This is a genomic window from Aquamicrobium sp. LC103 (assembly GCF_001014615.2).
In the GTDB taxonomy this organism is placed as follows: Bacteria; Pseudomonadota; Alphaproteobacteria; order Rhizobiales; family Rhizobiaceae; genus LBCQ02.
In genome coordinates this window covers 1-26,681 of sequence record NZ_LBCQ02000011.1, presented here as the reverse complement: position 1 = coordinate 26,681, position 26,681 = coordinate 1, and the positions used below count along the sequence as shown (strand labels likewise).

The 26,681-nt window shown below is 67.2% G+C and carries 27 protein-coding genes; 12 read left to right on the top strand and 15 right to left on the bottom strand.

All coding sequences use genetic code 11. The features are described 5' to 3' along the window. Positions 1-425 precede the first annotated feature (425 nt). From XW59_RS20590 to XW59_RS20545, 10 genes are all read left to right on the top strand, one after another. Positions 426-1,325, top strand: coding sequence for a DUF2865 domain-containing protein (locus tag XW59_RS20590; RefSeq protein ID WP_052958360.1), 900 nt, complete (start codon positions 426-428; stop codon positions 1,323-1,325). A gap of 99 nt (positions 1,326-1,424) precedes the next feature. Next, positions 1,425-1,856: a hypothetical protein gene (locus XW59_RS20585; RefSeq protein ID WP_047147743.1), complete on the top strand. Its 432-nt coding sequence runs from the start codon at positions 1,425-1,427 to the stop codon at positions 1,854-1,856. 169 nt (positions 1,857-2,025) lie between these two features. Then, entirely contained in the window at positions 2,026-3,204 is a 1,179-nt protein-coding gene (locus tag XW59_RS20580) for a hypothetical protein (RefSeq protein ID WP_047147744.1), read from the top strand. Next, positions 3,197-4,165 carry a DUF6384 family protein gene (locus tag XW59_RS20575; protein WP_047147745.1) on the top strand — a complete coding sequence of 323 codons (969 nt, stop codon included), beginning with the start codon at positions 3,197-3,199 and terminating at the stop codon, positions 4,163-4,165. The genes XW59_RS20580 and XW59_RS20575 overlap by 8 nt, the downstream gene beginning before the upstream one ends. Before the next feature lie 4 nt (positions 4,166-4,169). Continuing rightward, a complete protein-coding gene (locus XW59_RS20570; RefSeq protein WP_047147746.1) occupies positions 4,170-5,579 on the top strand; it encodes a hypothetical protein in 1,410 nt (469 codons plus the stop codon). Between the two features lie 76 nt (positions 5,580-5,655). Beyond that, complete coding sequence (gene dut, locus XW59_RS20565; protein ID WP_047147747.1) at positions 5,656-6,129, top strand: dUTP diphosphatase; 474 nt, start codon at positions 5,656-5,658, stop codon at positions 6,127-6,129. After that, positions 6,126-6,788, top strand: a complete 663-nt coding sequence (locus tag XW59_RS20560; RefSeq protein ID WP_047147748.1) for an HAD family hydrolase — start codon at positions 6,126-6,128, stop codon at positions 6,786-6,788. Before dut ends, XW59_RS20560 begins: the two co-directional genes overlap by 4 nt. A gap of 128 nt (positions 6,789-6,916) precedes the next feature. Beyond that, positions 6,917-7,480: a type 1 glutamine amidotransferase domain-containing protein gene (locus tag XW59_RS20555; protein WP_047147749.1), complete on the top strand. Its 564-nt coding sequence runs from the start codon at positions 6,917-6,919 to the stop codon at positions 7,478-7,480. A gap of 176 nt (positions 7,481-7,656) precedes the next feature. Then, positions 7,657-8,469: an isocitrate lyase/phosphoenolpyruvate mutase family protein gene (locus tag XW59_RS20550; RefSeq protein WP_047147815.1), complete on the top strand. Its 813-nt coding sequence runs from the start codon at positions 7,657-7,659 to the stop codon at positions 8,467-8,469. After that, a complete protein-coding gene (locus XW59_RS20545) occupies positions 8,466-9,470 on the top strand; it encodes a proline racemase family protein (protein ID WP_047147750.1) in 1,005 nt (334 codons plus the stop codon). The genes XW59_RS20550 and XW59_RS20545 overlap by 4 nt, the downstream gene beginning before the upstream one ends. Before the next feature lie 184 nt (positions 9,471-9,654). On the opposite strand, the gene XW59_RS20540 is transcribed toward XW59_RS20545, so the two are convergent. The 15 genes from XW59_RS20540 to lepA all read right to left on the bottom strand — a co-directional run bounded on the left by XW59_RS20540 (position 9,655) and on the right by lepA (position 24,808). Then, a complete protein-coding gene (locus XW59_RS20540) occupies positions 9,655-10,737 on the bottom strand; it encodes a hemolysin family protein (protein WP_047147751.1) in 1,083 nt (360 codons plus the stop codon). Positions 10,738-10,764: 27 nt separating this feature from the next. Beyond that, entirely contained in the window at positions 10,765-11,244 is a 480-nt protein-coding gene (ybeY, locus tag XW59_RS20535; RefSeq protein ID WP_246666157.1) for an rRNA maturation RNase YbeY, read from the bottom strand. Between the two features lie 5 nt (positions 11,245-11,249). Beyond that, positions 11,250-12,248, bottom strand: a complete 999-nt coding sequence (locus tag XW59_RS20530) for a PhoH family protein (protein WP_047147753.1) — start codon at positions 12,246-12,248, stop codon at positions 11,250-11,252. A 78-nt stretch (positions 12,249-12,326) separates the two neighbouring features. Then, positions 12,327-13,712, bottom strand: a complete 1,386-nt coding sequence (gene miaB / locus XW59_RS20525; RefSeq protein ID WP_047147754.1) for a tRNA (N6-isopentenyl adenosine(37)-C2)-methylthiotransferase MiaB — start codon at positions 13,710-13,712, stop codon at positions 12,327-12,329. Between the two features lie 59 nt (positions 13,713-13,771). Then, positions 13,772-14,572, bottom strand: a complete 801-nt coding sequence (locus XW59_RS20520; protein WP_047147755.1) for a lysophospholipid acyltransferase family protein — start codon at positions 14,570-14,572, stop codon at positions 13,772-13,774. 9 nt (positions 14,573-14,581) lie between these two features. Continuing rightward, positions 14,582-15,073 carry a GNAT family N-acetyltransferase gene (locus XW59_RS20515; protein WP_047147756.1) on the bottom strand — a complete coding sequence of 164 codons (492 nt, stop codon included), beginning with the start codon at positions 15,071-15,073 and terminating at the stop codon, positions 14,582-14,584. Beyond that, entirely contained in the window at positions 15,070-15,765 is a 696-nt protein-coding gene (gene tsaB / locus XW59_RS20510; protein ID WP_047147757.1) for a tRNA (adenosine(37)-N6)-threonylcarbamoyltransferase complex dimerization subunit type 1 TsaB, read from the bottom strand. Before tsaB ends, XW59_RS20515 begins: the two co-directional genes overlap by 4 nt. 4 nt (positions 15,766-15,769) lie before the next feature. Next, the gene (locus tag XW59_RS20505; protein WP_047147758.1) at positions 15,770-16,246 is read right to left on the bottom strand and encodes a GNAT family N-acetyltransferase; all 477 of its coding nucleotides are present in this window, start codon (positions 16,244-16,246) and stop codon (positions 15,770-15,772) included. Further along, positions 16,230-18,428, bottom strand: coding sequence for a malate synthase G (locus XW59_RS20500; RefSeq protein ID WP_047147759.1), 2,199 nt, complete (start codon positions 18,426-18,428; stop codon positions 16,230-16,232). Before XW59_RS20500 ends, XW59_RS20505 begins: the two co-directional genes overlap by 17 nt. A gap of 87 nt (positions 18,429-18,515) precedes the next feature. Continuing rightward, positions 18,516-20,603, bottom strand: a complete 2,088-nt coding sequence (locus tag XW59_RS20495) for a hydantoinase/oxoprolinase family protein (protein WP_082137739.1) — start codon at positions 20,601-20,603, stop codon at positions 18,516-18,518. A 101-nt stretch (positions 20,604-20,704) separates the two neighbouring features. Beyond that, positions 20,705-21,172 carry a hypothetical protein gene (locus tag XW59_RS20490; RefSeq protein WP_047147760.1) on the bottom strand — a complete coding sequence of 156 codons (468 nt, stop codon included), beginning with the start codon at positions 21,170-21,172 and terminating at the stop codon, positions 20,705-20,707. Between the two features lie 630 nt (positions 21,173-21,802). Then, positions 21,803-22,042 carry a type II toxin-antitoxin system Phd/YefM family antitoxin gene (locus XW59_RS20485; protein WP_047147762.1) on the bottom strand — a complete coding sequence of 80 codons (240 nt, stop codon included), beginning with the start codon at positions 22,040-22,042 and terminating at the stop codon, positions 21,803-21,805. 268 nt (positions 22,043-22,310) lie between these two features. After that, positions 22,311-22,529 carry a DUF2283 domain-containing protein gene (locus tag XW59_RS20480; protein ID WP_047147763.1) on the bottom strand — a complete coding sequence of 73 codons (219 nt, stop codon included), beginning with the start codon at positions 22,527-22,529 and terminating at the stop codon, positions 22,311-22,313. Beyond that, the gene (locus XW59_RS20475; protein ID WP_052958362.1) at positions 22,526-22,783 is read right to left on the bottom strand and encodes a DUF4258 domain-containing protein; all 258 of its coding nucleotides are present in this window, start codon (positions 22,781-22,783) and stop codon (positions 22,526-22,528) included. The genes XW59_RS20480 and XW59_RS20475 overlap by 4 nt, the downstream gene beginning before the upstream one ends. A 213-nt stretch (positions 22,784-22,996) precedes the next feature. Further along, positions 22,997-24,808 carry a translation elongation factor 4 gene (gene lepA, locus XW59_RS20470; protein ID WP_047147764.1) on the bottom strand — a complete coding sequence of 604 codons (1,812 nt, stop codon included), beginning with the start codon at positions 24,806-24,808 and terminating at the stop codon, positions 22,997-22,999. A 179-nt stretch (positions 24,809-24,987) separates the two neighbouring features. Between lepA and XW59_RS20465 the strand changes: the two genes are divergently transcribed. Both XW59_RS20465 and XW59_RS20460 read left to right on the top strand, forming a co-directional pair. Then, on the top strand, positions 24,988-25,467 hold the full coding sequence (locus XW59_RS20465) for a MarR family transcriptional regulator (protein ID WP_047147765.1): 480 nt from the start codon (positions 24,988-24,990) through the stop codon (positions 25,465-25,467). After that, positions 25,464-26,603, top strand: coding sequence for an HlyD family secretion protein (locus XW59_RS20460; RefSeq protein ID WP_047147766.1), 1,140 nt, complete (start codon positions 25,464-25,466; stop codon positions 26,601-26,603). The genes XW59_RS20465 and XW59_RS20460 overlap by 4 nt, the downstream gene beginning before the upstream one ends. The last annotated feature ends 78 nt before the right edge of the window (positions 26,604-26,681 follow it).

Below are 26,681 nucleotides of genomic sequence, written 5' to 3'. Positions count from 1 at the left end.
CTTTGCGGCTGTTGCCCGATCCTGCCGGTCCCCGACCGAAATTCAAGGATAACCGATGAAATCTGGCGGCCCGCTCGCAAACGTATCCTCGTTGCTTTCAATGTCCGACCGGGAGATCGCGAAGGAACTGCAGCTCTCCATCGCGGCCCTGCGGTCGCTGGATGGTCCTGGCTGCCCGCGCTATCTCCGGCTGGCGCTCGCGGCACTGGTTGCCGGAATCGATGTGGATTCGATCCTGCGCGGGCCCGTTTCGTCCGTTTGTTCACCGGCCTCTCCAAGAGACCAACCACTTAATGCCTCTCCCAAGCACAGGGTGGTTCCTAGTCATGCGTCACTCATGGATCGTCCTTTCGACTATTAGCCTGACATTGCTGTTGGGCTCGGCTCCGGCACTGGCCGACAGCTGTTCCGCAATCCGAAGCCAGATGCGGGCAAGCGCCAGCGCCTCCAACTCGCAATCCGCTCAACTGCGCCGACAGGTCGCCGCCATCCGGGCGGTCGAGCGGCAGCGCGGATGCACCGCGGAGAAGGCCGCCTCCGGCGGCTTCTTCAACGCGTGCCGGGGCCTCGCCCAGCAGCGCGCGCAGGTGGAGCGGCAGGCGGCGCAGGCCGGCGGCGGACCCTCCACGGCGGCGCTGCAGGCGAGATATCGCTCGCTCGGATGCGATGCCCAGCAGCGGCGGCAGCCTTCGCGAACCCAGCAGGCTTCCCAGCAGGAAAGGCTGGTCAAGGCTCCGAAATCAAAGAGATCGGGGGCGAAATATGCCGGCGATACGCTCTACTACTGCGTGCGCCCGTCGGACGGCTATCTCTTCCCCGCGCCCCAATCGCAATTCGCCAAGGGCGACTACGCCAAGGACGCGCTGGATCAGTGCCGCTTCATCTGCGAGGACGAGACCATGGCGCTCTACCTGCTCGAGGACCCCGAACTCGAGACGGAGGAGATGATCTCGGTCGAGACGAAGAGACCTTACGGCCAATTGCCGACCGCCTTCCGCTATCAGAAGGACGAAGCTTTCGAGGCCTGCAACTGGCCCCGCTACTTCGCCCGCGTCAACGAGCTGAGGGCCCGAACGGTCACCCCGCGCAACATGGCGAACGCGGTCATTCCGCTTCCGACATCCCGGCCGCGACTTGAAGCGGTGTCGACAGCTCCGGCCGAGGTCGAGGACACGCCCGCGGCAAGCGGCGAACGCAGGGTCCGTGTCATCGGCCCGACCTATCTGCCGCCGGAAGAGACGGAGATCGAAGCGGGATACCAGGCCCACCGCGAACACGAGGAAGCGGCCAGGCAGGACGAGGGCCCACCGAGGAAGATCAGATAGGCTTCGCAAATCAGGCCGGGGCCGGGCACGGCGGGAATGCTTGTCGTGCGAGCCCGCACTTGGCTGTCAAGCGCGGCTTCGAAGTGTTAAATTGACGGAATGATCCGGCCTGAAGAGCATCGCATCATAGTGGAGACGGCGGGCGAAAGCTCCGGCCATTGCGACTGCTGCGGCATGGAGAGCCGTTGCGTCTGGGGCGCCGCCCACGAGGGCGATGCCACCCTGGCCGTATACTGGGTTCATTGGACACCGGGACATCTCGACGAATCGGGAGCCGATATCGACCTCGTCCTCGGCCGCTGGGGCGACGAGGCGACGGCCGATGAGCGCTTCGCCGTCGCGCTGCTCCATCGCCGGCAGCCGGATGGCAACTCGGCCCTGATGGTCGTCGACGCCGCGGGCAGGCCGCCGGTGGAAGGCGATATCGCCCGGACCGCGCTCGCCCGCGAGGACGTGATCGGAACGCCGCTCGCCGCCCTGATCTTCTCCATCACCGACGCGATCTACGAACAGGACGGCCGCCTCTTCTGAGCCGTATCGAGACGCCGCCGGAAAACACCGCCGATCGTCGCCTGCGGCGGCCCCGGGATTCATGCTCCCTTACCCGCTCTTAGCTATGATTGGTGATTGTTAGTTGCACGATTTTGATATTCTCTATCCTGGGCTTGGCCGCAACTATTGCTCGCGAGGGAGAAGAACCATGAGCGATGTCGTTGGGAAGACGCCGATGCAGTATCTCGACAAGGCGATGGGGTCGCTCCGTGATCTCGGCCTGGTGCCGAAGCGGACCGACGAGGCGCCGATCGTAGGCCTCCTTGAGAAGATCAGCGATCTCGAGCCCGACAAGATCGCGGTGATCACCCGGACCCTCGATCAGATGAGCTTCTTCAACGAGGTGGTGCGCGAGCAGGTCTCGCAAATGTCGGTGGGCGAGCGCTACGAGAAGATCACCAAGGGCTTCAACTCCATCCGCGACGACGCCAAGCGCATGGTCGACCAGATCTCCGACGGCAGGCTCGACATCTTCGAGCGCTCGACCAATGTCTGGATGAAGATTTCCCGCGGTGACGTCGCGGCGCGCTTCGACGAGATCAAGAAGACCTATCTCGAGGTCGCCAAGGACACCAAGGAGAACATCGAGCGCGAGCACATCATCCTCGAGGCCTATCGCGACTTCCGCGCCGCGCTGAAGCAGGCCGAGGTGTCGGCGCTCGAAGTGCTGAAGACGGCCGAAAGCAAACTCGATGCCGCCAAGGGCGATTTGACCAAGGCTTCCGACCAGGTGGCCGGTTTCACGGCCAACGACCCGGCCGGCCGGGCCAAGCTCGAGCTCGCCCGCGACGAGAAGCTGAGGCGGATGCAGAACGAGGAGAACCGCTACCAGATCGCCAAGGATCTGGCCGACAATCTGACCATCGGCTACAACACCTCGGAAGTGATCATGGCCCGTCTGATGCAGACGACCAACGCCAAGGAGCGCGTCTATCAGCAATCGGTCGCCTTCTTCTCGACCAACGAATCCGTGCTGACGGCGCTCAAGGCCTCCTTCACCGGCCTCTTCGGCCTGCATGAATCGACGCAGACCCTCAACGAGATGAAGGAAGGCGTCTCGAAGTCGATCGAGGTTCTCGCCGAGATCGGCGGCAAGGTCCAGGAAGAAGCCATCAAGGCGGGCTACGGCCCGACGATCCGCGCCGATGCGGTCAAGAAGCTCGTCGATTCCGTGGTCAGCTTCCAGGAGCACTCGACCGAGATCATCGCGGAGATGCGCAAGCTGGCCACCCAGAACTCGGAGGAGATCCGCGAAGCCGTCGAGGACGGCAAGCGGCGCATCGCCAGGCTCGCGGCACAGGGCAACGCGCTGCTGATCGATGGCTGACACCCAATCCGCCGCGCCGCCGCCGGACGTTGCCGGCGGCGAACAGCCGGCCCCGAAGCTCAATGACCTGATGCTGGCGATGGATGTCGTCGACACGCTCCGTCACCAGGAAGGGCTTGTCGCGAAGGAGCTCGCCCAGGAAGAGCGCGACGAGACGCTGAGGAAGCGGCTGCGCGGCATCTATGAAAGCCAGGGGATCGAGGTCACCGACCGCATCCTCGACGAGGGTATCCAGGCGCTCAAGGAAAGCCGCTTCGTCTACACGCCGCCGCGGGCGGGCTTCGGCCGCACGCTCGCCAATCTCTGGGTCAGGCGCGGCACGGTGGGCGTGGTGGCCGCGGTTCTGCTCCTGCTTGCCGCCGCCGGCATCGGCTGGCAGGCGTGGAACTGGCGCGCCGAGCGCCAGGCCGCCGAGGCCGCGCGCATCGAACTGACGGAGACCTTGCCGCGCTCGCTCGCCACATCGGCGGATGCCGCCACACGGGAGGCACGGGATCCCGAAGCCCAGCGCTTGATCGAGCAACTGTCGGGCGACGGGCAGGCGGCGATCGCGGCCGGCAACCCGACCGGCGCGCGCGAGGCGATCGCCGCACTCGGCCAGCTCCGCGAAAGGCTTCTCCAGGAATACACTTTGCGCGTGGTCTCGCGCCCGGGAGACGACACGGGCGTCTACCGCATTCCCGATGTCAACCAGTCTGGCCGCAACTACTACGTGATCGTCGAGGCCGTCGCCCCCGACGGCAAGGTGCTGAGCCTGCCGGTGCTCAACGAGGAGACCAGCCGCACCGAGACCGTGACGCAATGGGGCGTGCGGGTACCCGAGACGGTTTACGAGGCCGTGCGGCGGGACAAGCTGGACGACGGCATCGTCGAGAACAACAGATTCGGAGAGAAGCGACGCGGGATGCTCGATGCCGACTATCTGATGCCGGTGTCGGGCGGCGCGATCACCAAATGGTAGGACGATGATCTCGGCGCGTGAAACACTTTCTTCCATCGAGCGGGCCATCCTCGGCGTGCGTGCCGAGGAGGACCGGCTGATCGTCACGCTCCGCTCCGCCGAGGAGGAAGCCGCAAGGCTGCGGACCCACAAGGCGGACGGTTTCAAGGCGCTCGCCACGGTCCGGCTCGAAATGCTGATGCGCGACAAGATCGTGCGCGAGCTGGACGCGGCGGAGCGGCAGGCGCTGGAACTGATCGAGCGACGGCGCCGGAAACTGGACGACGTGGCGGACCGCCGCGCCAGGGCGACGGTGGCCGCCACCGTCGCGGAGGCCAATCGCGCCGAGAAGGCCAGGGCCGTGGAAAAGGCCGGAGAACGGATCGACGAGTTCACCGCCAGGATCGAGGCGAAGATCAGGAGCGAACCCGCCTGGACCGCCCAGGAACAGCGCGTCGCCGAAGCGGAAGCCAAGGCCGCGGCGGCCGCCGACAAGGCCACACAGGCCGAAACGGACCGGGAAAGCAAGGGTAAGCCCTACCGGGACGATCCGCTGTTCATGTATCTGTGGCGGGCGGGCTACGGCACCTCCGAGTATCGCGCCGGAGCGATTACCCGCTATTTCGACGGCAAGGTCGCGCTGCTGCTCGGCTATAATGGCGCCCGAACCAACTATCACATGCTCAACGAGATACCCTTGCGGCTGCGCGAGCATGCGGATCGCGTCGCCGCGATGGTCGATGACGAAATCGCCAAACGCTCGGCCATCGAACGCCAGGCCCTCGAAGCCGAAGGGATCGCAGCGCTGGAAAAGGAGCTCGAAGCCGCCGAGAAGGCGCTCGACACGGTGGAGTCGAACCTCGAAGAGGCGAGGAACGAGCTTGCCGCGCTGGACGAGGAACAGGGGCGCGAAGCCGACGCTGGCGATCCGGACTATCGTCGGGCGGTGCAGATCCTCGCCGAGCGTCTGAGCCGCGAGGATTTGCGCACGCTCTACGACGAAGCGGTGAGGACGCCCACGCCGAAGGACGAGCAGATCGTCGATCAGCTCGGCAAGCTCGACCAGTCGATCGCCCGCGCCGATGCCGAAATCCAGCAGGTTCGCTCAACCGCCGCGGAACTTGCCAGGAAGCGGCTCGAACTGGAGCAGTCGCGCGGCCATTTCCGCCAGCGCGGCTACGGCGATCCGCTCGGAGAATTCACCAACGGGGACGTTATCGGCACGGTCATCGGCGGCATCCTCAAGGGCGCGCTCTCTTCGCGCAATCTCGACGACGTGCTGAACGAGGGCTTTCGCCGCCGCATGCCGCGATCGCCCGGCGGCTTCGGCGGCGGCCTGAGATTGCCGCGAGGCGGCAGCTGGGGCGGCGGCATCAGCCTGCCGCAAGGCCGATCGTCGGGAGGCGGCGGGTTCCGGACCGGCGGCCGCTTCTGAGCATCGCGGCGCGAATCCGGTTGAAATCGGAGGCGGGGAATTGACGCGCGCGGGGCAAGCCGCAATAGAACGGCTCATGATCACATCAGCGCAAGATTCTCCCGTCGTCGGCATTGTCCGCCTGCCGCATGCCGAAGGCATCGCCCTGCCCGCCTACGAGACCGCGGGCGCCGCCGGCATGGACCTGCGCGCCGCCGTGCCCGAGGACCGGCCGCTGCTGATCCTGCCCGGCCGCCGCGCCCTGGTGCCGACCGGCCTGGTGATCGAGCTGCCCGTGGGCTTCGAAGGCCAGGTCCGCCCGCGTTCCGGACTGGCGCTCAAGCATGGCATCACCTGCCTCAACACGCCGGGCACGATCGACAGCGACTATCGCGGCGAGGTGAAGGTGCTGCTGATCAACCATTCCGACGAGGATTTTCCGGTGACGCGCGGCATGCGCATCGCGCAGCTCGTGGTCGCGCCGGTCAGCCGCGCCACGATCGAGGAACGCGGCAATGCGGGCGAGACCCAGCGCGGAGCCGGCGGCTTCGGCTCCACGGGCACGGCATGAGCGAAAGCCTGCCCGGTCTCGTCATCTTCGACTGCGACGGCGTGCTCGTCGATACCGAGAATCTCGCCAATCGCCGGCTTGCCGAATGGCTCAACGAGGCCGGGTTCGAGACCACCTTCGAATATTGCCGCAAGACCTTTTCCGGCCGCAGCATGAGTTCCGTGCAGACGGAGGTGGAGGCTGCGGGCGTGCTGCTTGGCGCCGATTTCGTCGAACGCTGGAACGACGGCCTGCCGACGCTGTTCGAGACCGGGCTCGAGCCGATCCCGCATGTGCTCGACGTCGTCGATGCATTGCGCGGCGCCGGCATCCCCTGGTGCGTCGCTTCCTCCGCGCGATTGACCAAGATGCATCTGACGCTCGGGCGCACCGGGCTGATGCCGCATTTCGAGCATGCGCTGTTCAGCGCCTCCATGGTCGGGCGCGCCAAGCCCTTTCCCGACCTCTTTCTCCACGCCGCGCGCGAGATGGCGTTCGAACCGGAGCGCTGCGTTGTCATCGAGGACAGCGTCGCCGGTACCACGGCGGGCGTCGCCGCCGGTATGCGCGTCTATTCCTACCATGGCGACCCGCACTCGGACCGCGACGGGCTCGAGGCCGCCGGCGGCATCCTTTTCGACGACATGCGCCGCCTGCCCGCCCTGCTCGGTATCGCCTGAACGGCCGTCCCTGCCTTCCGCCTGCAAGAATTTGTGATCGATCGTTTTCGCTTCCGTCGTGAACGAAACCCGGCCACCTGCGTTCCACCCGCAGACTTTCCTTCAAGGAAAGGAAGGATGAGCCCGCCATGCCCGCGATCGACCGATCCCGCATCATGATTCTCGCCACCAACGGCTTCGAGCAATCGGAACTCGAGGTTCCGCTGCAAAAGCTGAGGCAAGCCGGTGCGCAAGTTGAAATCGTCTCTCCGAAGGAAGGCGAGATCGTCGGCTGGGAGAAGAAGGATTGGGGTTCCGCCGTCAAGGTCGACCGGACCGTGGGCGATGCGGAGGTTTCCGACTACGACGCCCTGGTGCTCCCGGGTGGGCAGATCAACCCGGACCTGCTGCGCGTCGACAAGCCGGCCGTCGACTTCATCCGTTCCTTCCAGGCCACGGGCAAGCCGGTGGCGGCCATCTGCCACGCGCCCTGGCTCCTGATCGAGGCAGGCCTCGTCGAGGGGCGGCGCGCCACCTCATATCATTCGATCCGCACCGACATGGAGAACGCCGGCGCGAAATGGGAAGATTCGGAAACCGTGCGGGACGGCAACATCATCACCTCCCGCAAGCCCGCCGACCTCGAAGCCTTCGTGGCTGCGATCGTCGAGGCGGTGGAGGGCGACAGGGCACGGCGTTCGGCCGCTGAGTAGCGGATCAGTCTCGCGGCCGGGCAAGGCGGCGCTGGCGCCCGAGTGGCTGCCGCGCCGCTTTTGCTTTTCTTCCATGTCCGATTTCTGTCAGGAGGATGCCCTGGACCAATTTCCGCCATTTGCCGCCGCGCGGACGAGCGACTAGCATCCGGTCATCCCGCACGATGGAGGACGACATGGACAGGAATGCGGACAAGGGCGCTACTTTCCGGAAGCTTCACGAAAAGACATTCGTCATCCCCAATCCCTGGGACGTCGGCACGGCGAAGTTTTTGGCTTCGCTCGGCTTCGAGGCGCTGGCGACGACCAGCGCCGGCTACGCCTTCTCGCGCGGGCTGCCGGACGGCGGCGTCAGCTTCGACGAGATGATCTCGCATTGCCGCGAGCTCGTGACCTCGGTCGACCTGCCGGTTTCGGCCGATCTCGAGCACGGCAGGGGCGACAGCCCGGAGGATGCCGCCGCCACGATCGTCGCGGCGGAAGCCGCCGGCCTCGCCGGCTGTTCGATCGAGGATTCGACCGGCGATCCAGCCGACCCGATCTATGATTTCGGACTTGCGGTCGAGCGCGTCGCCGCGGCCGTCGAGGCAGCGCGGGGCCTGAAGCGGGACTTCGTCTTCACCGCGCGGGCGGAGAATTTTCTGTGGGGGCGGACCGACCTCGACGACACGATAAGACGCCTGCAGGCGTTCGAAAAAGCCGGCGCCGACGTACTCTACGCGCCCGCCCTCGGCGACGTCGAAACCGTCAGGACGGTGTGCGCGGCCGTCAATCGTCCAGTCAACGTGCTCGCCGCTTCCGGCATGAGCGTCGCGGAACTCGCGGAAGCCGGCGCAAAACGCATCTCGGTCGGCTCCAAGCTCACCACCGCGGCCTTCGGTGCGGTCGAGGCCGCGGCCCGCGAGATGCTCGACCAGGGCACTTTCGAATATGCCCGCAAGGGCGCGTCCTTCGCCGCGCTGCAAAAGCTTTACGGCGAGGCACGATGAGCGAGCCGCTCACCGTCGTCGACATGCACACGGGCGGCGAGCCGCTTCGGATCGTCACCGGCGGCTATCCGCCCCTGCCCTCGGGCACGATCCTCGAAAAGCGTGCCTATGTCCGCGACAATCTCGACCACCTGCGCCGGGTGCTGATGTTCGAACCGCGCGGCCATTTCGACATGTACGGCGCGCTGCTGGTCGAGCCGAACCTTGCGGGAGCCGACATCGCCGTCCTCTTCATGCACAATGAGGGCTATTCGACCATGTGCGGCCACGCCATCCTCGCGCTCGGCCGCTACGCGGTCGACGAGGGACTGGTCGAGGTCCGGGAGCCGGTCACCACCGTCAACATCGAATGCCCGTGCGGCATGGTCGTCGCCTCGGTCGAGGTGCGCGAAGGCAAGGCCGGCGCGGTCTCCTTCGAAAGCGTTCCCGCCTTCCTCTTCGCCCGCGACCAACGGGTGGTGCTCGAAGGCTACGGCCAGGTCGGCTTCGACATCGCCTATGGCGGCGCCTTCTACGCGCTTGCCGACTGCCGCCAGTTTGGCCTCGAATTCGGCCGCGATCCCGTGCGCGCATTCGCCGACGCGGCGACGCTTCTGACGGAGACGCTCAAGACCTCGTTCCGTCTGTCCCATCCGGACCATGACGACCTCGCCTTTCTCTACGGCACGATCCTCACCGACGGCCATGACGGCTCCGGCGGGCGCGCCAGCCGCAATGTCTGCGTCTTCGCCGACGCGCAGGTCGACCGCTCGCCGACCGGCTCCGGCGTCACCGCGCGCATCGCCGCCATGCATGCCAAGGGAGAGGTCATAATCGGCGAGACGAGGCTCTTCGAAAGCATCGTCGGTTCGCGTTTCGAAGGCAGCGTTGCCGACGAGACCAGGGCCGGCGACCATACCGCCGTCGTCGCGCGCGTTGCCGGTCGCGCCTGGTATTCCGGCCGGGCCGAGTTCATCGTCGAAGACGACGATCCGCTGCGGGAAGGTTTTGTCGTGCGGTAATTCTAAGCGGTTTTCCCCTTCAGCAGCCCGCGCTGCGGTCTCTCTCCCCGCTGCGAAGAAGGTGAACTAACACCGCTGACGGCTATATCCCCTCTCCCCAGCGGGGGAGAGGGCGGCCGCGAAGCCGTCGGGCGAGGTGCCGGTCGGGAGGTCCAAACAAACCTCGCCGGCCAGCTGCCGGGCCTCACGCCTCGGGCGCCGCCGGCTGCTCCATCGCCTCCTCGGGCATCCGCACGGGCCGGCGGCGGCGCTCGGCGCTGCGGCCCTGCACGATGCGCACGCGCTTGACGCGGCGCGGATCGGCGTCGAGGACGTGGAATTCGAAGCCCGGAATGGCCTGCACCACCTCGCCCCGCGCCGGCACGCGGCCGAGCGTGTTGAAGATCATGCCGCCGATCGTGTCGACATCCTCGGCGTGCTCCCCGGGCTTGAAGCTGTCGCCGATCATCTCGGCCACTTCCTCGATCTCCGCCTTGGCGTCGACCACGAAGACGCCGTCGCTGGTCTTGGTGATCATCGGCTCGTCGTCGTCGTGCTCGTCCTCGATGTCGCCGACGACCATTTCGACGATGTCCTCGAGCGAGACCAGCCCGTCGGTGCCGCCATATTCGTCGATGACCAGCGCCATCTGGATGCGCGCCGCCTGCATGCGCGCCATCAGGTCGGAGGCGAGCATGGAAGGCGGGACGAACAACAACGGCCGCACCAGGCCGAGCTCGCCGATCGTCTTGTCGAGCTCGACATTGGTGAGGTCGAGCGCAGCCGAAGCGCCGGCGGGCTTCTTGATGCGCCGGCCACGCTTCTGCTTCGCCGTGCGGGTGATGTGAGCGACGACGTCGCGGATGTGGACCATGCCGCGCGGATCGTCCATCGTCTCGGCGTAAACCGGCATGCGCGAGCGGCCGGAAGCCTCGAACAGCTCCAGAAGGTCGCCGAGCCTGGTGGAGATTTCCACGCCCTCGATGTCGGCGCGCGGCACCATCACGTCCTCCACGCGCAATTCGCGCATGCGCAGGATGTTGTTCAGCATGGCGCGCTCGCCCGGCGAGAACGCTTCCGCGTCTTCGGCATGCTCCGACAGCGCATCGGCGAGATCCTCGCGGATCGTCGTGCCGTTACGGTGCCTGAACAGCGAGGCCAGCCTGGTCAATATTGAGGGTTTGGCGCCGGATCGCCCGGCGGGCGTACTCTGGGGCTCTCCTGATTGCTCGGAGCCCGCATCGCCGGCCGGTTCTGCAATCACGGCCGTCTGTGTTTGTTCGTTCATCGTCTTTCGGTCTGTTGACCTTTCCAGTTACCCATAAGGATCGGGAATGGCAAGCCTTGCGAGCACCTGCCGTTCCAGCGCCTCCATTTCCTCGGCATCCTCCGAGGTTTCGTGATCGTATCCCAGCAAGTGCAGGAAACCATGGACCACAAGATGCGTCAAATGGTGATTGAAGGGTTTTTCTTCCAGTGCCGCCTCGGCGGAAATCGTTTCGAAGGCGAGCACGATGTCGCCCAGCATCGGCGGCAGGGCGTCTCCCGGCGCAACGTCGAAGGCCGGGAAGGAAAGGACGTTGGTCGGCTTGTCCTTGCCGCGCCAGTCGCGGTTGAGCACCTTGATATGCGTGTCGTCGGTAAAGAGCAGGCTCAGTTCGGTGGGCGTTCCCGCGCCAAGCCCGAGATGCGCGCAGGCGCCCGCAACCGCCTGCGAGGCGAGCGCCGACAGCGTCGCCTCGTCAGGCCAGCCGCCGGCTTCCACGGCAATGTCGATCTCCACCGGCAGGCTCACCTGGCTCAAACGTCCGGCTGGCCCGGCTGCGTGCGGATGCCGGCGCCGTCACGGTCATAGGCCTTGACGATCTCGGCCACCAGCGGATGGCGCACGACGTCGACATCGTTGAAGCGCACGGTCACGATGCCCGGCACCCCGTCGAGCACGCGCAATGCCTCGACCAGCCCCGATTTCGTGTTGGGCGGCAGGTCGATCTGGCTCGGATCGCCGGTGACGATCATGCGCCCGCCCTCACCCAGTCGGGTCAGGAACATCTTCATCTGCATCGGCGTGGTGTTCTGAGCCTCGTCGAGGATGATCGCCGCGTTGCGCAGCGTGCGGCCGCGCATGAAGGCGAGCGGCGCGATCTCGATCACCTCGGCGGCGATCGCGCGTTCGACCTTGTCGGCGGGGATCATGTCGTAGAGCGCGTCGTAGAGCGGACGCAGATAGGGGTCGACCTTCTCCTTCATGTCACCGGGCAGGAAGCCCAGCCGCTCGCCTGCCTCCACGGCGGGGCGGGAGAGCACGATGCGCTCCACCATGCCGCGCTCCAGCAGCATCGCGGCATGCGCGACGGCCAGATAGGTCTTGCCGGTGCCCGCCGGCCCGATGCCAAAGACCAGCTCGGACCTGTCCAGCGCGCGCATATAGGCGTCCTGGTTCAGCGAGCGGGCATAGATCGTGCGCTTGCGGGTCGAAATCTGCGCGGCTGCCATCTTGCCCTTGCGCTCCATGGTCGGCAGGGTGAGCTGGTCGTCCGCCGCCACCGCCATGCGCAGCGCGCCGTCGACTTCCGAGGGCGAGACCTCGTGGCCCTTCTGGAGAAGGTCGTAGAGGTAGTCGAGCGCGCGGCGCGCCTGCTCGGCCGTCGTGGCGTCGCCCTTGATCGACAGCTGGTTGCCTTTCGAGCGTATGTCGACGCCGAGCTTCTGCTCGATCCTTGCGAGATTCTCGTCGAACTGACCGTAAAGCGCGCTGGCGAGTTTGTTGTTGTCGAAGGTCAGAACGATATGCGCCATGTCCGATGCCCCCGAGGGCTGAGCTTTCAGTTCTGTCGCGGCGCTCAAACGTCTCTCCTGAAAAACGTTCCCTTCCGGTCAGACCGGCTCGGAGAACAGGCTGTGGGATCCGGCTTTCGTGATTCGCACCTTCACAATGTCACCGATTTCACCAGCCTTTTCATCAACAATTACCGGCTGCAGCCAGGGCGACCGTCCTACTTTCTGATGAGCCTCGCGGCCCGGCTTTTCCAAAAGCACGTCTATTTCACGGCCGGCCAGGCTTTCGGCGAATGCCTTCTGCTGCTCGTTGAGCAAGGCCTGCAGCCGCTGCAGCCGCTCGTCCTTGACATTTTCCTCGACCTGCAACGCGAGTTCGGCGCCGGGCGTTCCGGGGCGCGGCGAATATTTGAACGAGAAGGCCTGCGCATAGGTGACCTCGCGCACGAGCCGCAGCGTCGCCTCGAAATCCTCGTCACTCTCGCCGGGGAAGCCGACGATGAAGTCGCCAGACATGGCGATGTCGGGCCGCGCGTCGCGGATGCGCTCGATCAGTTTCAGATAGTCGACCGCCGTGTGCTTGCGGTTCATCGCCTTCAGGATGCGGTCCGAGCCGGACTGCACCGGCAGGTGCAGATAGGGCATCAGCGCCGGCAGATCGCGATGCGCCTCGATCAGGGCGTCGTCCATGTCGCGGGGATGGCTGGTGGTGTAGCGCAGCCGCGCGAGGCCGGGAATCTCCGCCAGCCGGAAAAGCAGCCTGCCGAGGCCCCATTCCCCGCCGTCCGGTCCCTCGCCGTGCCAGGCATTGACGTTCTGGCCGAGCAGGGTCACCTCGCGCACGCCGGCCTCGGCGAGCCGTTCGGCCTCGGCGACGATCTGCGACACCGGCCGGGAGACTTCCGATCCGCGCGTGTAGGGCACCACGCAGAAGGTGCAGAACTTGTCGCAGCCTTCCTGAACGGTCAGGAAGGCGGTCACTCCCCGGCTCCTCACCACCTTGCGCGCGGGCGCCGGCAGATGCTCGAACTTGTCCTCGATCGCGTATTCGGTCTCGACCACCTTCTCGCCCGTGCGCGCCTTGCGCACCACTTCGGGCAGGCGATGATAGGTCTGCGGGCCGATCACCAGATCGACCACCGGCGCGCGGCGGATGATCTCGTCGCCCTCCGCCTGCGCGACGCAGCCGGCGACCCCGATGACCGTCTCGCGGCCGTCCCTGGCGCGCTCGGCCTTGAGCTTGCGGATGCGGCCGAGCTCCGAATAAACCTTCTCCGCCGCCTTCTCGCGGATATGGCAGGTGTTGAGCAGAACCAGATCCGCGTCCTCGATCGCCTCGGTCGGCAGGTAGCCTTCGGCGGCCAGCGCGTCGGACATGCGCTGGGAATCGTAGACGTTCATCTGGCAGCCATAGGTCTTCACGAAGACCTTCTTCGTCGCGCCTGAAGCCTGCGGCTGATGTTCGAGCGTATCGTTCAGTTCCATAGGTTGCGTCTCTAGCCGCTTTTCACGTCAAAAAACAGACCCGCATCGATCCTCCGCGATCACTTTGAGCGCTTCGGATCGTGAAGGGCGGCCGCCATCATCTCGCGCACGCGCTCTTCCGCCCCGCGCGCGATCTCCTTGCGGCTCGCGCCGTCGCCGAAACGGAGCGGCTCACCGAAATGCACCTCGACGTCGACCGCGCCCTCGCGCAGCAGCCATGTGAGATGCGGCAGGAGTTCCTGGTCGCCGATCCAGGAAAGATGCCTGCGATGCCTGCGGCCCATCGGCATGCCGTGCAGGCGTGTATAGGCGATCGCGACGGGCTGAACCGCGATATCGGCGGCATCGGCCGTTTCCATCGCCCTCACCGCGGCGGCGAAGAGCGTCGACTTGAACGGCAGTATGGTGTTTCCGTCCGACGTCGTGCCTTCCGCGAAAAGGACCATCGGATCGCCGCTCGTCATGCGCTCGGCGATCTCGCCGACCTGCTCGCCGGACTTGCCGCGCGCCTGGCGCTCGACGAAGACGGTCCGCTGCAGCCGCGACAGGGTGCCGATCACCGGCCAGCCGGCCACTTCCGACTTGGCGATGAAATGGACGTCGGCCAGCGAGCTGAGAACCATGATGTCGGTCCAGGAAACATGGTTGCTGGCGAGCATCAGGGGCCGGTCCGGCGCGAGCGTGCCGAAGACCTGCACTCGAAGACCCAGCAGGCGAAGCACGAGCCCATGCCAGAGCCTCGGTACGGCATGCTCGTCGACAAGTCCGGTCCTGACCGCGAAAAACTGCCAGAGCATGAGCGGCGGCGTCGCCAGCGCGGCGACGAGGACGGCAGCGGAAAGCCGGAGCGTGCCGATCATCGCGGCCGGTCAGCGCAGGTCGCGGCGCATGACGAGGGCCGTCGACTTGCCGGCGCCCTCAGCCTCGTAATAGGCCGGACGCTTGCCGACCTCGCGAAAGCCGAGCCTGCGGTAGAGCGCGATCGCCGGCGCGTTGGTCTCGTCGACCTCGAGGAAAAGCGCTTCGGCCCGCTGGGCGTGCAATTCGCGCAGCACCGCCTCCATCAGGTCGCGGCCGAGGCCGAGCCGGCGATGCGAGCGCAAGACCGCGATGGTCAGGATTTCGGCTTCGCCGGCCGCGAGCCGCGCCAGCACGAAACCGGCAGCGCCCGCTTCCGGCCTTCCCACCTCGCGCGCGACGAAACCGAAGACCGGGTCCTGGCCGATCAGCGTCTCGAACTCGCCGCGCGTCCACGGCCGCAGGAAATCCTCCTTGTGGATTCTCGCGAGGTCCGGCGCGTCGGCCTCTTCGAGCATCTCGATGATGAATTCGCGCGCGCCCGAGAAAAACGGCAGCTTCATTTGCCATCCCTCCGCGACAGGGCGAAATCCGACTGCGGCTTGGCGTCCGCCTCGCGCAGATAGAGCGGCCGGGGTTTGGGCAGATCCTTGCCGGCGCCGTCCGCCAGCCTTGCCGCCGCGATGCGCGCGTAGGACCCGATATCCGCCGTCGGATCGAGCCCCGCTATTTCAGCCTCGACACCGGCCCGCCCGGCAAGAAGCGCGGCGGCCGAACCGACGAGCACCAGCCCGTCACGCCGAACCAGATCCTCCGCATCCGAGACCGACAGCACCTGCGCCCCGCGCTCGGGCGAGCCGTCGGCGGCGAAGAGCGCGACATAGGCCTGTCCGCGTCCGGCATCGATCGCCGCCAGCACCGGCTTTCCGGGCGTCGCCCGCCGCGCCTCCAGCGCCAGCGCTTCCAGCGTGGTGACGCCGACCGCCGGTATGTTCAGCGCGAGCGCGAGACCGCGTGCGGTCGCGACGCCGACGCGCACCCCGGTGAACGAGCCCGGCCCGACCGATACGGCGATGGCGTCAAGGCCCCCATAGGCAATCCTCGCGGCATCGAGCGCGCTGCCTATCACGCCCATCAAGCGCTCGGCATGCCCCTTGCCGAGGTCGAGAACCTCGCGGCCGAGCTCGCCGGCCTCGGTGTCGAGCACGCAGGCCGCGCAGAGTTTCGCCGCGGTATCGATCGCAAGTATCTTCATGAGTTCACCGCCGGACGAACCGCGCGGGCCGGTGAATATCGATCCTGAGCCGCGGGAGGAAGCGGCCGGCGATGGAGCCCGACGGAACCTGCCCGATCTCCACCGCGCCCATGCGCAGGTAGAAGTCGCGCGCGCCGGGATCGGAATCGATGAACATGGCGCGCGCCCCGGCGGCGGAAGCTTCCTCCTTGGCCCAGTCGAGCAGCGCCCGCCCGACGCCCTTGCCGAGACAGGCCGGCTCGACGAACAATTTGTCGAGCTCGCATGCGTCGCCGGAAACGGAAAGTTCGGCGAAGCCGACGGGCGTCCCGCCGTCCGCCGCGACCATGATGCGCCCGCCCGCCGACGGCTTCACCGTCAGCTCGGCGCGACAGGCCTCCATGAAGGCCGCGTCATAGCCATGCACGGCTTTCGAACGCAGGCAGAGCCCGGTCAGAAGCTCCGCCTCGTCTTCTCGCGGCGCCCTAAGCTCCAGCACCATGGCGATCCTTCGCCTTCAGCTCCAGGCGGCGGGCATGGAGCACCGGCTCGGTGTAGCCGTTGGGCTGCTCGCGACCCTTGAAGACAAGGTCGCAGGCGGCCTGGAAGGCGACCGAATCGTCGAAATCGGGCGCCATCGGGCGGTAGAGCGGGTCGCCGGCGTTCTGACGGTCGACGACCGCCGCCATGCGCTTCATCGTCTCCATCACCTGGTCCTTGCCGCACACATCATGATGCAACCAGTTGGCGATGTGCTGGGAGGAGATGCGCAGCGTCGCGCGGTCCTCCATCAGCCCGACATCGTTGATGTCCGGCACCTTGGAGCAGCCGACGCCCTGGTCGATCCAGCGCACCACGTAGCCGAGGATGCCCTGCGCGTTGTTGTCGAGCTCGTGCTGGATGTCCTCCCTGCTCCAGTTCGGACGGACCGCGACCGGCACGGAAAGTATGTCGGAGAGTTTGGCGCGCTCGCGGTTCCTCAGGCCGGCCTGCACCTCGGCGACATCGACCTTGTGGTAGTGCGTCGCGTGCAGCGTGGCGGCCGTGGGCGAAGGCACCCAGGCGGTGTTGGCGCCGGCCTTCGGATGCGCGATCTTCTGCTCCAGCATCGCCGCCATCAGGTCGGGCATCGCCCACATGCCCTTGCCGATCTGGGCGTGACCGGAAAGCCCGCAAGCGAGCCCGATGTCGACGTTCCATGCCTCGTAGGCGGAAATCCAGGCGGCCTGCTTCATGTCGCCCTTGCGGATCATCGGGCCGGCCTCCATCGAGGTGTGGATCTCGTCGCCGGTGCGGTCGAGGAAGCCGGTGTTGATGAAGACAACGCGCTCCCTGGCCGCGCGGATCGCCTCCTTGAGGTTCACCGTGGTGCGGCGCTCCTCGTCCATGATGCCCATCTTCATCGTGTTGGGCTTCATGCCGAGCGCGGCCTCGACCCGGCCGAAAAGCTCGACGGCGAAGGCGACCTCCTCCGGCCCGTGCATCTTCGGCTTGACGACATACATGGAGCCGGCGCGGGAATTGGCGCGGCGGCCGCCAGTCTCGCCCCCCCGGCCGATATCGTGCATCGCGATCAGCGCCGTGATCGCGGCATCCATGATGCCCTCGGGGATCTCGCTGCCGTCGCCAAGCAGGATCGCCGGATTGGTCATCAGGTGGCCGACATTGCGCACCAGCATCAGCGAGCGGCAGGGCGCGACGAAGGTCGAGCCGTCCGGCGCCTTGTAGTCGAGATCGGGGTTGAGCTTGCGCGTGAAGGTCTTGCCGCCCTTCACCACCTCCTCGGTCAGATCGCCCTTCATCAGGCCGAGCCAGTTGCGGTAGACGGCGACCTTGTCCCCGCCATCGACGGCGGCAACCGAATCCTCGCAGTCCTGGATCGTGGTGAGCGCCGATTCGAGCCATACGTCGGCGATGTGGGCGGGATCGTCCTTGCCGATCGGCGAGGCGGCGTCGATCAGCACCTCGATATGGATGCCATTGTTGCGGAGCAGGAACTGCGCCGGCGCGGCGGCGTCCTCCAGATAGCCGGCGAACTTCGACGGGTCGGCCAATCCGGTCTCGCGCCCGTCGAGCAGCGTGACGGCGAGCGCCCGTTCCTTCACCGCGAACGACTTGGCGTCGCGCCAGCTCGCGTCCTTCAACGGCACGGCCTGGTCGAGGAAGTCGCGCGCCCAGGCGATCACCTTCTCGCCGCGCTTGGGATTGTAGCCCTTGCCCTTCTCGGCACCGTCGGTCTCGGGGATCGCGTCGGTGCCGTAGAGCGCGTCGTAGAGCGAGCCCCAGCGCGCATTGGCGGCGTTGAGCGCGTAGCGCGCGTTCATCACCGGCACGACGAGCTGCGGGCCGGCCACCCTGGCGATCTCGGGATCGACATTCTCGGTCGTCACCTTGAAGTCGGGGCCCTCGGGCAGGAGATAGCCGATCTCGCGCAGGAAGGCCTCGTAGACCCGGAGGTCGGACGGCGCGCCGTTCTTGCGGTGCCACGCGTCGATCTTGTCCTGCAATTCGTCGCGCCTGGCGAGCAGGGCGCGGTTCTTCGGCGCCAGATCGTGGGCGATCGCCGCAAGCTCGCGGAAGAATGCGTCCGCCTCCACGCCGGTCCCCGGCAGGGCCTCCGTCACCACGAAATCATGCAGCTCGCGGGCGACCTTCAGGCCATGGGTCTCGACGTGGTTGGTCATGCGCGGATCCTCCGAAGGTCAACGGGAGCAACAAGCTCGGGAAAGATCGCTTTCACCATGGGAAGCATTGCGGGTCAATTCATCCTTTCATGAATGAGCTTTTCGCGAATCGACGGTAAGCCCGGCGGGGTCGGCGGCGATGCGCGGCCGGCCGGAGGCGGTGGCGACGAGCCGCGCCTCGATGAAGGTACGCCGGCCCTCGACGGCGGCGACGCGCACGTCGCGCTCGACCTCGATCCTCGCCGCATCCGCGCCGGCCTCGGCCGCCCGGACGGCGACCGCCTCGCGCACCAGCCTTTCGGCCTCGGCAAGCGCCGCCTCCTCGCTCGCGAAATCGGCGACGCCCTTGTCGGAACCGACCCGGAAGAGTCCTTCCTCGGGCTGGCTGACGCCGGCCTCCGCCGTGACGCGTACCTGGCCGACGACCGCGCCGAGCGCGTTGGCGACGTCGGTGTCGGCCGGAACCATGCACCGATTGCCGACGAGCCGGCCGAGCGCCGCGTAATGCAGCGGCGCCGACGCGCCGAGCCCGATCACCGGCCTGTCGAGCGACACGTTGAGCCGGGCGATGCCGGGCCTGCCGTCGACGGCGCGCTGCACCAGCGCATGGGCGACCGTCTCCGCCCCTTCCAGCCCGTCCTCGGCGAAGGCGGTTTCCAGGACCGCCTCGGCCGAACGGCGGGTGAGCGCCGCGAGCACGCGGGCGGAAATCTCCTCGGCCGAGGCCGCGACCGGCTGGCCGCGCGCATCGCGGCGCCGGGCGAAGAGCTCGGCGCCGAGGCGAGCGGCCTCGGCGTCCCAGTTCGCCTGCCCGCCGAGGACGTGGGCGGCGTCGGACGGCGTGAAGCCCGAGACATGCACCAGCCCGCGCGCCACGAGGCGGCCGAGCGTCGCGGCCTGCGCGTTGGAGGCGAGCAGCCGGTCGAGCGGCAGCGGCGCGGCGGAAACCTCGCCATAAAGTCTTTCCTCGCCGGCCGTGAGCCCGGCGGCGAGACGTTCCGGAACGCCGGTGCGAAAGGCGAAGCGGCCGTCGAGGCGACCGGGATTGGGCGCGCGGAGCTGGCGCTCGAGCTCGACCGTGACGGCCCCGCCATGAAGGCTCGCGGCGAGCGAGAGCGGCACCAGCCGGCGCGGCCCGAGCGCGAGGCGCGGCCTCAAGCCGCCATCCTCCAGCGCCACCTCGGAATCGCCGCCGAGGCCGAAGGTGCGCATGGCGACCGCTTCGACCATCGTGCGGAAACCGCCGACGGTGGCGCCCTCGGGATCGAGCCGGGGCCGGCCCTTGTCGAGCACGGCGACGTCGGTGGTGGTGCCGCCGATGTCGGAGACGACCGCATCGTCGAGCCCGGTCATGTGGCGGGCGCCGACGAGGCTTGCCGCGGGGCCGGACAGGATCGTCTCGATCGGGCGGCGGCGGGCGAAACCGGCCGAGACCAGCGCACCGTCGCCGCGCACCACCATCAGCGGCGCGGCAATGCCGCGCGCAACGAGGAAGCCCTCGGTCGCCGCCACCAGCCGGTCGATCATCGAGACCAACCGCGCGTTGAGCAGCGTCGTCAGCGCCCGGCGCGGCCCGCCGAGCTTCGCCGACAGTTCGTGGCTCGCGGTGACCGGAAGGCCGGCGCGGGCGCGCAGCAGATCGGCGACCGCGATCTCGTGGCCGGGATTGCGCACCGCGAAATAGGCGCAGACCGCGAAGGCGGAGACGGAGGCGGCGAGCACCGGCAGCGCCTCCTCCAGCCCGCCCAGCACGAGCGGGGCGGCGTTGCCGTGGACGTCGTGGCCGCCGGGCACGAACACGACCGGATCGGAGCCGAGCGCGGCCTTGAGCCCGTCGCGGGCAAGATCGGCCTCGGCGAAGCCGACCATCACCAGCCCGACGCGCCCGCCCTGCCCTTCGACCAGCGCGTTGGTGGCGAGCGTGGTCGACATGGAGACGAGCCCGACCGCGCCGGGCGCGACGCCGGCCTTCACCATCACCGCGTCGACCGCGCCGGCGATGCCGATGGCGAGGTCGTGGCGGGTGGTTAGCGCCTTGGCCTTGGCGACCACCTTTCCCCCCGGCGCCGGCGCGGGCGACCACAGCACCGCGTCGGTATAGGTGCCGCCGGTGTCGATGCCGAGATAGAGCGGGCCTGAGGCCATGGCGGGCGTTTGTCGGGCGGTCTCGGTCATGCGGGCGGCAACTCGTTGGGCGGGACGCCCAAGGCTTAGCCGATGCCGCGCGAAATCCCAATGTGCCGCGAGGGCGGGGATGTTTCGGCCAGGCCGGGCGCTCACGCATCGCCGTCGCCATTCACCAGCCCGGCCTTCGCGCGCATGTGGCCGCGAATGCGGTCGACCAGGCGATAGGTTCCGGCGCATGGCGGCATCCACGGGCCGGGAAACGACCAGTCGTTCTCGTCGCGGTCGCTGACGCAGGCATGCGCCCGCCGGCAGGCCGGCCGCGCGCAGCGCGCGGGAAAGCCGAGCTCGTTCGCCGCCCGGTGCGCGAGATGGCGCAGCGCCGACAGGTCGAGATAATATTGCTCCAGGTCGCGGCGCGAGACGAGGTCCTGCGCGTCGGTCTGCATGGGGTGGCGAGGCGCGTGGACGACGCGAAAGAGCGGGATGCCGGCGAACCCGGCGGTGTCCACCTGGTCGTAGCGGTCGGTGACCTCGTCCTCCGGCCCGGGCTCCATGATGAGACGCTCGACGGGCTCGTCGGGATGCGGCTCGGTATAGATGCGCTTTTCGTCCTTCATGGATGGCTCCCGGTTCTGATCTTTCGGATTCGCTGCCTGCGCTTTAAGTCCTTGTTTCGATGCATGCCGTTGTCGCAAAACCGCTGCGCACTTTTGCGCGACATGCGGTCTTTGTTTGATGCATGTCGTTATCGCAAAACCGCTGCGCACTTTTGCGCGACATGCGGTCTTTGCTTGATGCATGTCGTTACCGCAAAACCGCTGCGCACTTTTGCGCGACATGCATTGGACCCGGCGCATGGGCGCGCGAAGGCGCCGCCGCGCCCGTCGGGCCGGGTGACGATGGTTCGGGGAAGACGGGCGGCCGCAGGATCGCCTTTGTCTTCTTTTCTGTCGCGACCTCGCGGCCGCCCGTCCCGGCGATTTCCGTCCGCGCCCGTTCCGCTGCCCCGCGTCCCCTTGGAGGGTTTCGCGGGTTGTGTGCTCGCTCCAGCACGCCCGGCCCGTAGTGGCCAGGGAGGAACCTCCGGACGCGGCCTCCCCGGCCGCGGCTCACGAGACCGCGACGGAGGCGCCGGCCGCCTTCCGCGCGACGACGTCTCGAGACGCGTCCCCGGCGAAGGCGGCGCGGGGGATTATGGGGGAGACGGAAGGGGTGTGGATAAAATTGGGGGGAGATAGTTACAGGGGCTACTTTGCCAACGCCTGATAGACGGCGGCGGCCCAGCGCCTGGCGCTTTTGGCGTGGAGGCTGGCGACGGCCGGATTGACCTTACCGCGCGCGGCCTCGGCGATGCGGCGGAACTCCTCCGGCGACATGACGATGGCGACATCACGCCCCTGCCGCTGCACGCGCACGGGCTCGGCCTGAGCCATATCGATCAACTGGCCGAAACGGTTCTTGGCGTCGGATGCGGTGAAGGTTTTCATGTGGGGATATGAGCTGAAACGGCTAATTTGGGCAATTGTGCCCGGTTAATGAGCCGGCTAATGAGATGGAGAGCAGCGCCTTCCCTCTGTCCTGCCGGACATCTCCCCCTCAAGGGGGAGATCAGCAGCGGCGATGTCGTCCCGCTTTAAGGGAGAAGAACCGGCGCTCAGCCCACCTTCAGCGCCTCAATAAGCACCGCCGGCGGGAGTTCCTCCCTGCCGAGCTACCGCAGGTGCTCTCGCGAAGCCGAAGGGCGTGTTGAGCGAACTACTCCGCCGCATCAGGCACCGTGCCGGGCAGCCGCGCGTTTTGCCATGCGCCGGGCGCCAGCACCTTGCTCGCACCGAGAATTTCGATGCCGAGGACGCGGCCTTTGTCGTCCACATCGTACATGAATGGACCCGCTTCCTTCGTCTCGGCAACCTTCCCCTTGCCGAGATAGACATAGGCCGCGTCCGCCTCCGGATCGTAAGTCATATCGATCATTTCGGGTTCCTCGCGCCTCGGTCGAAGGTTGCGGTTATAACACGAATCGTGTCGTCAGTCTCGACGCAGACGACCCGCAGCATACGGCCGCCATGATCTCCGATACGGGCAAAACGGCGTTCGGCCGTCGTGTCGCGCGGCTCGGGCTCGGTCCATAAAGGATTTCGGATCGCGTCTTCCACCCAGGCGAAGCGTATTTTCCGCTCCTCCATCTTCACGATCGCATGCCGCGTCAGCACGATGGCTTTGATCAAGTCCCATCCCCCAAAGTCGCCAGGTGAGGGATATCATGAAACGACATGGCTTGGCTGTCCCGGATTGGGTCCAGAGGATGCGAGGCGGAGGAGTGATGTGCCAAGGCCCTCGTGGTTCGACAAGCTCACCGTGAGGGCATAAAGAAACACAGTTGCTCCACCATGCTTCGCATGGTCCCCCCTCCCCCGCTTCGCAGGGGAGGAACCGGCGGCTCAGTTGTCGCTCATCTTCAGCGCCTCGATGAACGCCGCCTGGGGGATCTCCACCTTGCCGAACTGGCGCATGCGCTTCTTGCCCTCCTTCTGCTTTTCCAGAAGCTTGCGCTTGCGGGTGACGTCGCCGCCGTAGCATTTGGCCGTCACGTCCTTGCGCAGCGCCGAGATGGTCTCGCGGGCGATGACCTTGCCGCCGATCGCCGCCTGGATCGGGATCTTGAACATGTGCTTGGGGATCAGGTCCTTGAGCTTCTCGCACATGGCGCGGCCGCGCTTTTCGGCGGCCGAGCGGTGGACGAGCATGGAGAGCGCGTCGACCGGCTCCTCGTTGACCAGGATCGACATCTTGACGAGGTCGCCCTCGCGATAGTCGCTGAGCTGGTAGTCGAAGGAGGCGTAGCCCTTGGAGATCGACTTCAGCCGGTCGTAGAAGTCGAACACGACCTCGTTGAGCGGCAGATCGTAGGTGGCCATGGCGCGCTTGCCGACATAGGAGAGGTCGACCTGCACGCCGCGCCGCTCCTGGCAGAGCTTGAGGATCGCGCCGAGATAGTCGTCGGGCGTCATGATGGTGGCGCGGATCCACGGCTCCTCGATATGGTCGATGCGCACCACGTCGGGCATGTCGGCCGGGTTGTGCAGCTCCATCAAGGAGCCGTCGGTCATGTGCAGATGGTAGACGACCGAGGGCGCGGTGGCGATCAGGTCGAGGTCGAACTCGCGCTCCAGCCGCTCCTGGATGATTTCGAGGTGCAGGAGGCCGAGGAAGCCGCAGCGGAAGCCGAAGCCGAGCGCGGCGGAGGTTTCCATTTCAAAGGAGAACGAGGCGTCGTTCAGACGCAGCTTGCCCATCGCGGCGCGCAAATCCTCGAAATCGGCGGCGTCGACGGGGAAAAGCCCGCAGAAGACCACCGGCTGCGCCGGCTTGAAGCCCGGCAGGGCGGCCGCCGTCGGGCGCTTTTCCTCGGTGATCGTGTCGCCGACGCGGGTGTCGGCCACCTCCTTGATCGAGGCGGTGATGAAGCCGATCTCGCCGGGGCCGAGCTCGTCCACCATAACCATCTTGGGCGTGATGACGCCGACGCGGTCGACCGGATAGCGCGCGCCCGTGCCCATCAGGCGGATCTGCTGGCCCTTCCTCAGGACGCCGTCGATGACGCGCACGAGCACGATGACGCCGAGATAGGCGTCGTACCAGCTGTCGACCAGCATCGCCTTGAGCGGGGCCGAGCGGTCGCCTTCCTTCGGCGCGGGCAGGCGGGTGACGATCGCCTCCAGCACATCCCCGATGCCGATGCCGGTCTTGGCCGAGATCATCACCGCGTCGGAGGCGTCGAGGCCGATCACCTCCTCGACCTGTTCCTTGACGCGGTCGGGCTCGGCGGCCGGCAGGTCGATCTTGTTGAGGACGACGACGATCTCGTGATTGGCGTCGATCGCCTGGTAGACGTTGGCGAGTGTCTGCGCCTCGACGCCCTGCGAGGCGTCGACGACCAGCAGCGAGCCCTCGCAGGCGCGGAGCGAGCGTGAAACTTCGTAGGCGAAGTCGACGTGGCCGGGCGTGTCGATCAGGTTGAGCACGTAGTCCTCGCCGTCCCGCGCCCTGTATTCGAGGCGGACGGTGTTGGCCTTGATGGTGATGCCGCGCTCGCGCTCGATGTCCATGGCGTCGAGCACCTGCTCCTTCATCTCGCGCTCCTCCAGCGAGCCGGTCGCCTGGATGAGCCGGTCGGCGAGCGTCGACTTGCCGTGGTCGATATGGGCCACGATGGAGAAGTTGCGGATGTTTTTCAGCGGCGTCATTGTCATGCCGCGCCTTTAGCAGGCGCCGGGTGGGTTAACAAGCGCGCGCCGCGCCGTCCGGCGGCAAAAGGATCGCCCGCCGCCCGGGGTGCGAGGGGGGTGCGATAGGGGTGCGACAAGGGTGCGACACCGGAAAGATTCGCGGCGTCCTTGTTTTATAAGCATGCTCATAATAAGTGACCGTTATGAACACTGAACGCGTAGAAGGGCTGGGCCTGCTCGTCCACGACGCCGCGCGCCTGATGCGGCGACGCTTCGAGGAGAGCGCCAGCGGCCACGGCCTGTCGGCCGCCCAATGGCGCCTGCTCGTGCGGCTGGTGAAGGCGGAGGGCGTGGCGCAGGCGCGGCTGGCGGCCCTTCTCGAGATCGAGCCGATCAGCGTTTCGCGGCTGCTCGACCGGATGGAGGAAGGCGGCTGGATCGAGCGTCGTCCCGACCCGTCCGACCGGCGCGTGCGCACGGTCTTCGCCACCGACAAGAGCCGCGAGGCCTTCGCCGAGGTGAAGGGCATGGCGAGCGACATCTATGACGAGGCGCTGGCGGGGCTCTCGGCCGAGGAGCGCCGGACCCTGATCAACGGTCTCAGAACCCTTATCTCCAACCTCTCCGACGGCGAGGGCGCCGGCGAGAGCTGCAAGACTGCCGCGAAGGAAGACGTATCATGAACGCGATGAACAAGATCGACGAGGAACAATCGGAGGGCGAGCCGTCCCAGGCCCTGCCGGCGGCGCAGCCGGCGGCCAGGAAGCGCCGTGGCGGACGCTACGCGCTGATGCTTGCCGTGCCGCTGCTGCTGGCCGCCGGCGGCGCCTATGTCTGGGTGACGGGCGGCCGCATCCAGGAGACCGACAACGCCAACCTGCGCCAGGCACGGGTCACCGTCGCGGCGGACACGCCCGGGCGCGTCATCCAGGTGGCGGCGCGCGACAACGCGCAGGTGAAGGCGGGCGACGTGCTGTTCGTGGTCGATCCCGAGCCCTACCGGATCGCGCTGGCCCAGGACGAGGCCACGCTCGAGGGCGCGCGGCTGAATGTCGGGCAATTGCGCGCCGCCTACAGCCAGGCGCTCGCCCAGCAGCACAATGCCGAGGGCGACGTCGCCTATCTGCAATCGGAATTCGACCGCCAGCGGGCCCTGCAGGGCAAGGGCGTCAGCACCAAATCGTCGCTGGACCAGGCGAAGCGCGCGCTCGACCAGGCGCAGGACCAGCTCCAGGCGGCCCGCGAGGCGGTGACCGGCGCGCTTGCCGCGCTGGGCGGCAACGCGGACATCGAGACGGACAGGCATCCGACCGTCCTCGCCGCGCTCGCCGCGCGCGACAAGGCGGCCTACGAGCTGACGCAGACCACCGTGCGCGCGCCGGCCGACGGCGTCATATCGCAGGCGTCCTCCTTCAAGGTCGGGCAATATGTGGCGGCCGGCTCGCCGCTCTTCTCGCTGGTCGAGACGGGGGATAGCTGGGTCGAGGCGAACTTCAAGGAAACGCAGCTCACCAACATGCGCGTCGGCCAGAAGGCCGAGGTGACGCTGGACACCTTCCCCGGCCGTCCGCTGACGGCGACGGTGGAGGCGATCGGCGCCGGCACCGGCGCGGAATTCTCCGTGCTGCCGGCACAGAACGCCACCGGCAACTGGGTGAAGGTGACGCAGCGCATCCCCGTCCGCCTGAAGGTGGAAGACGCCAGCGAGCCGCTGCTGCGCACCGGCATGAGCGCCGTCGTCTCGGTCGATACGGGCCATGCGCGCGGCCTGCCGAGCTTCGCCGGATGGTTCGGCCAGACCGCGCATGCGGCGGAGTAGATGCGGTAGGCAACAGCGATGAACGCCCCCTCGTCCGTGCCTCGCATGGTGCCGCTGCCTCGTGAGCGGGCAGGGCAA

Bases quoted from the DNA above. Each gene is read 5' to 3' on its own strand.
- XW59_RS20590 (WP_052958360.1), top strand. From the start codon at position 426: ATGCGGGCAAGCGCCAGCGCCTCCAACTCGCAATCCGCTCAACTGCGC.
- XW59_RS20585 (WP_047147743.1), top strand. From the start codon at position 1,425: ATGATCCGGCCTGAAGAGCATCGCATCATAGTGGAGACGGCGGGCGAA.
- XW59_RS20580 (WP_047147744.1), top strand. From the start codon at position 2,026: ATGAGCGATGTCGTTGGGAAGACGCCGATGCAGTATCTCGACAAGGCG.
- XW59_RS20575 (WP_047147745.1), top strand. From the start codon at position 3,197: ATGGCTGACACCCAATCCGCCGCGCCGCCGCCGGACGTTGCCGGCGGC.
- XW59_RS20570 (WP_047147746.1), top strand. From the start codon at position 4,170: ATGATCTCGGCGCGTGAAACACTTTCTTCCATCGAGCGGGCCATCCTC.
- dut (WP_047147747.1), top strand. From the start codon at position 5,656: ATGATCACATCAGCGCAAGATTCTCCCGTCGTCGGCATTGTCCGCCTG.
- XW59_RS20560 (WP_047147748.1), top strand. From the start codon at position 6,126: ATGAGCGAAAGCCTGCCCGGTCTCGTCATCTTCGACTGCGACGGCGTG.
- XW59_RS20555 (WP_047147749.1), top strand. From the start codon at position 6,917: ATGCCCGCGATCGACCGATCCCGCATCATGATTCTCGCCACCAACGGC.
- XW59_RS20550 (WP_047147815.1), top strand. From the start codon at position 7,657: ATGGACAGGAATGCGGACAAGGGCGCTACTTTCCGGAAGCTTCACGAA.
- XW59_RS20545 (WP_047147750.1), top strand. From the start codon at position 8,466: ATGAGCGAGCCGCTCACCGTCGTCGACATGCACACGGGCGGCGAGCCG.
- XW59_RS20540 (WP_047147751.1), bottom strand. From the start codon at position 10,737: ATGAACGAACAAACACAGACGGCCGTGATTGCAGAACCGGCCGGCGAT.
- XW59_RS20530 (WP_047147753.1), bottom strand. From the start codon at position 12,248: ATGGCGCATATCGTTCTGACCTTCGACAACAACAAACTCGCCAGCGCG.
- miaB (WP_047147754.1), bottom strand. From the start codon at position 13,712: ATGGAACTGAACGATACGCTCGAACATCAGCCGCAGGCTTCAGGCGCG.
- XW59_RS20520 (WP_047147755.1), bottom strand. From the start codon at position 14,572: ATGATCGGCACGCTCCGGCTTTCCGCTGCCGTCCTCGTCGCCGCGCTG.
- XW59_RS20515 (WP_047147756.1), bottom strand. From the start codon at position 15,073: ATGAAGCTGCCGTTTTTCTCGGGCGCGCGCGAATTCATCATCGAGATG.
- tsaB (WP_047147757.1), bottom strand. From the start codon at position 15,765: ATGAAGATACTTGCGATCGATACCGCGGCGAAACTCTGCGCGGCCTGC.
- XW59_RS20505 (WP_047147758.1), bottom strand. From the start codon at position 16,246: ATGGTGCTGGAGCTTAGGGCGCCGCGAGAAGACGAGGCGGAGCTTCTG.
- XW59_RS20500 (WP_047147759.1), bottom strand. From the start codon at position 18,428: ATGACCAACCACGTCGAGACCCATGGCCTGAAGGTCGCCCGCGAGCTG.
- XW59_RS20495 (WP_082137739.1), bottom strand. From the start codon at position 20,603: ATGACCGAGACCGCCCGACAAACGCCCGCCATGGCCTCAGGCCCGCTC.
- XW59_RS20490 (WP_047147760.1), bottom strand. From the start codon at position 21,172: ATGAAGGACGAAAAGCGCATCTATACCGAGCCGCATCCCGACGAGCCC.
- XW59_RS20485 (WP_047147762.1), bottom strand. From the start codon at position 22,042: ATGAAAACCTTCACCGCATCCGACGCCAAGAACCGTTTCGGCCAGTTG.
- XW59_RS20480 (WP_047147763.1), bottom strand. From the start codon at position 22,529: ATGATCGATATGACTTACGATCCGGAGGCGGACGCGGCCTATGTCTAT.
- lepA (WP_047147764.1), bottom strand. From the start codon at position 24,808: ATGACAATGACGCCGCTGAAAAACATCCGCAACTTCTCCATCGTGGCC.
- XW59_RS20465 (WP_047147765.1), top strand. From the start codon at position 24,988: ATGAACACTGAACGCGTAGAAGGGCTGGGCCTGCTCGTCCACGACGCC.
- XW59_RS20460 (WP_047147766.1), top strand. From the start codon at position 25,464: ATGAACGCGATGAACAAGATCGACGAGGAACAATCGGAGGGCGAGCCG.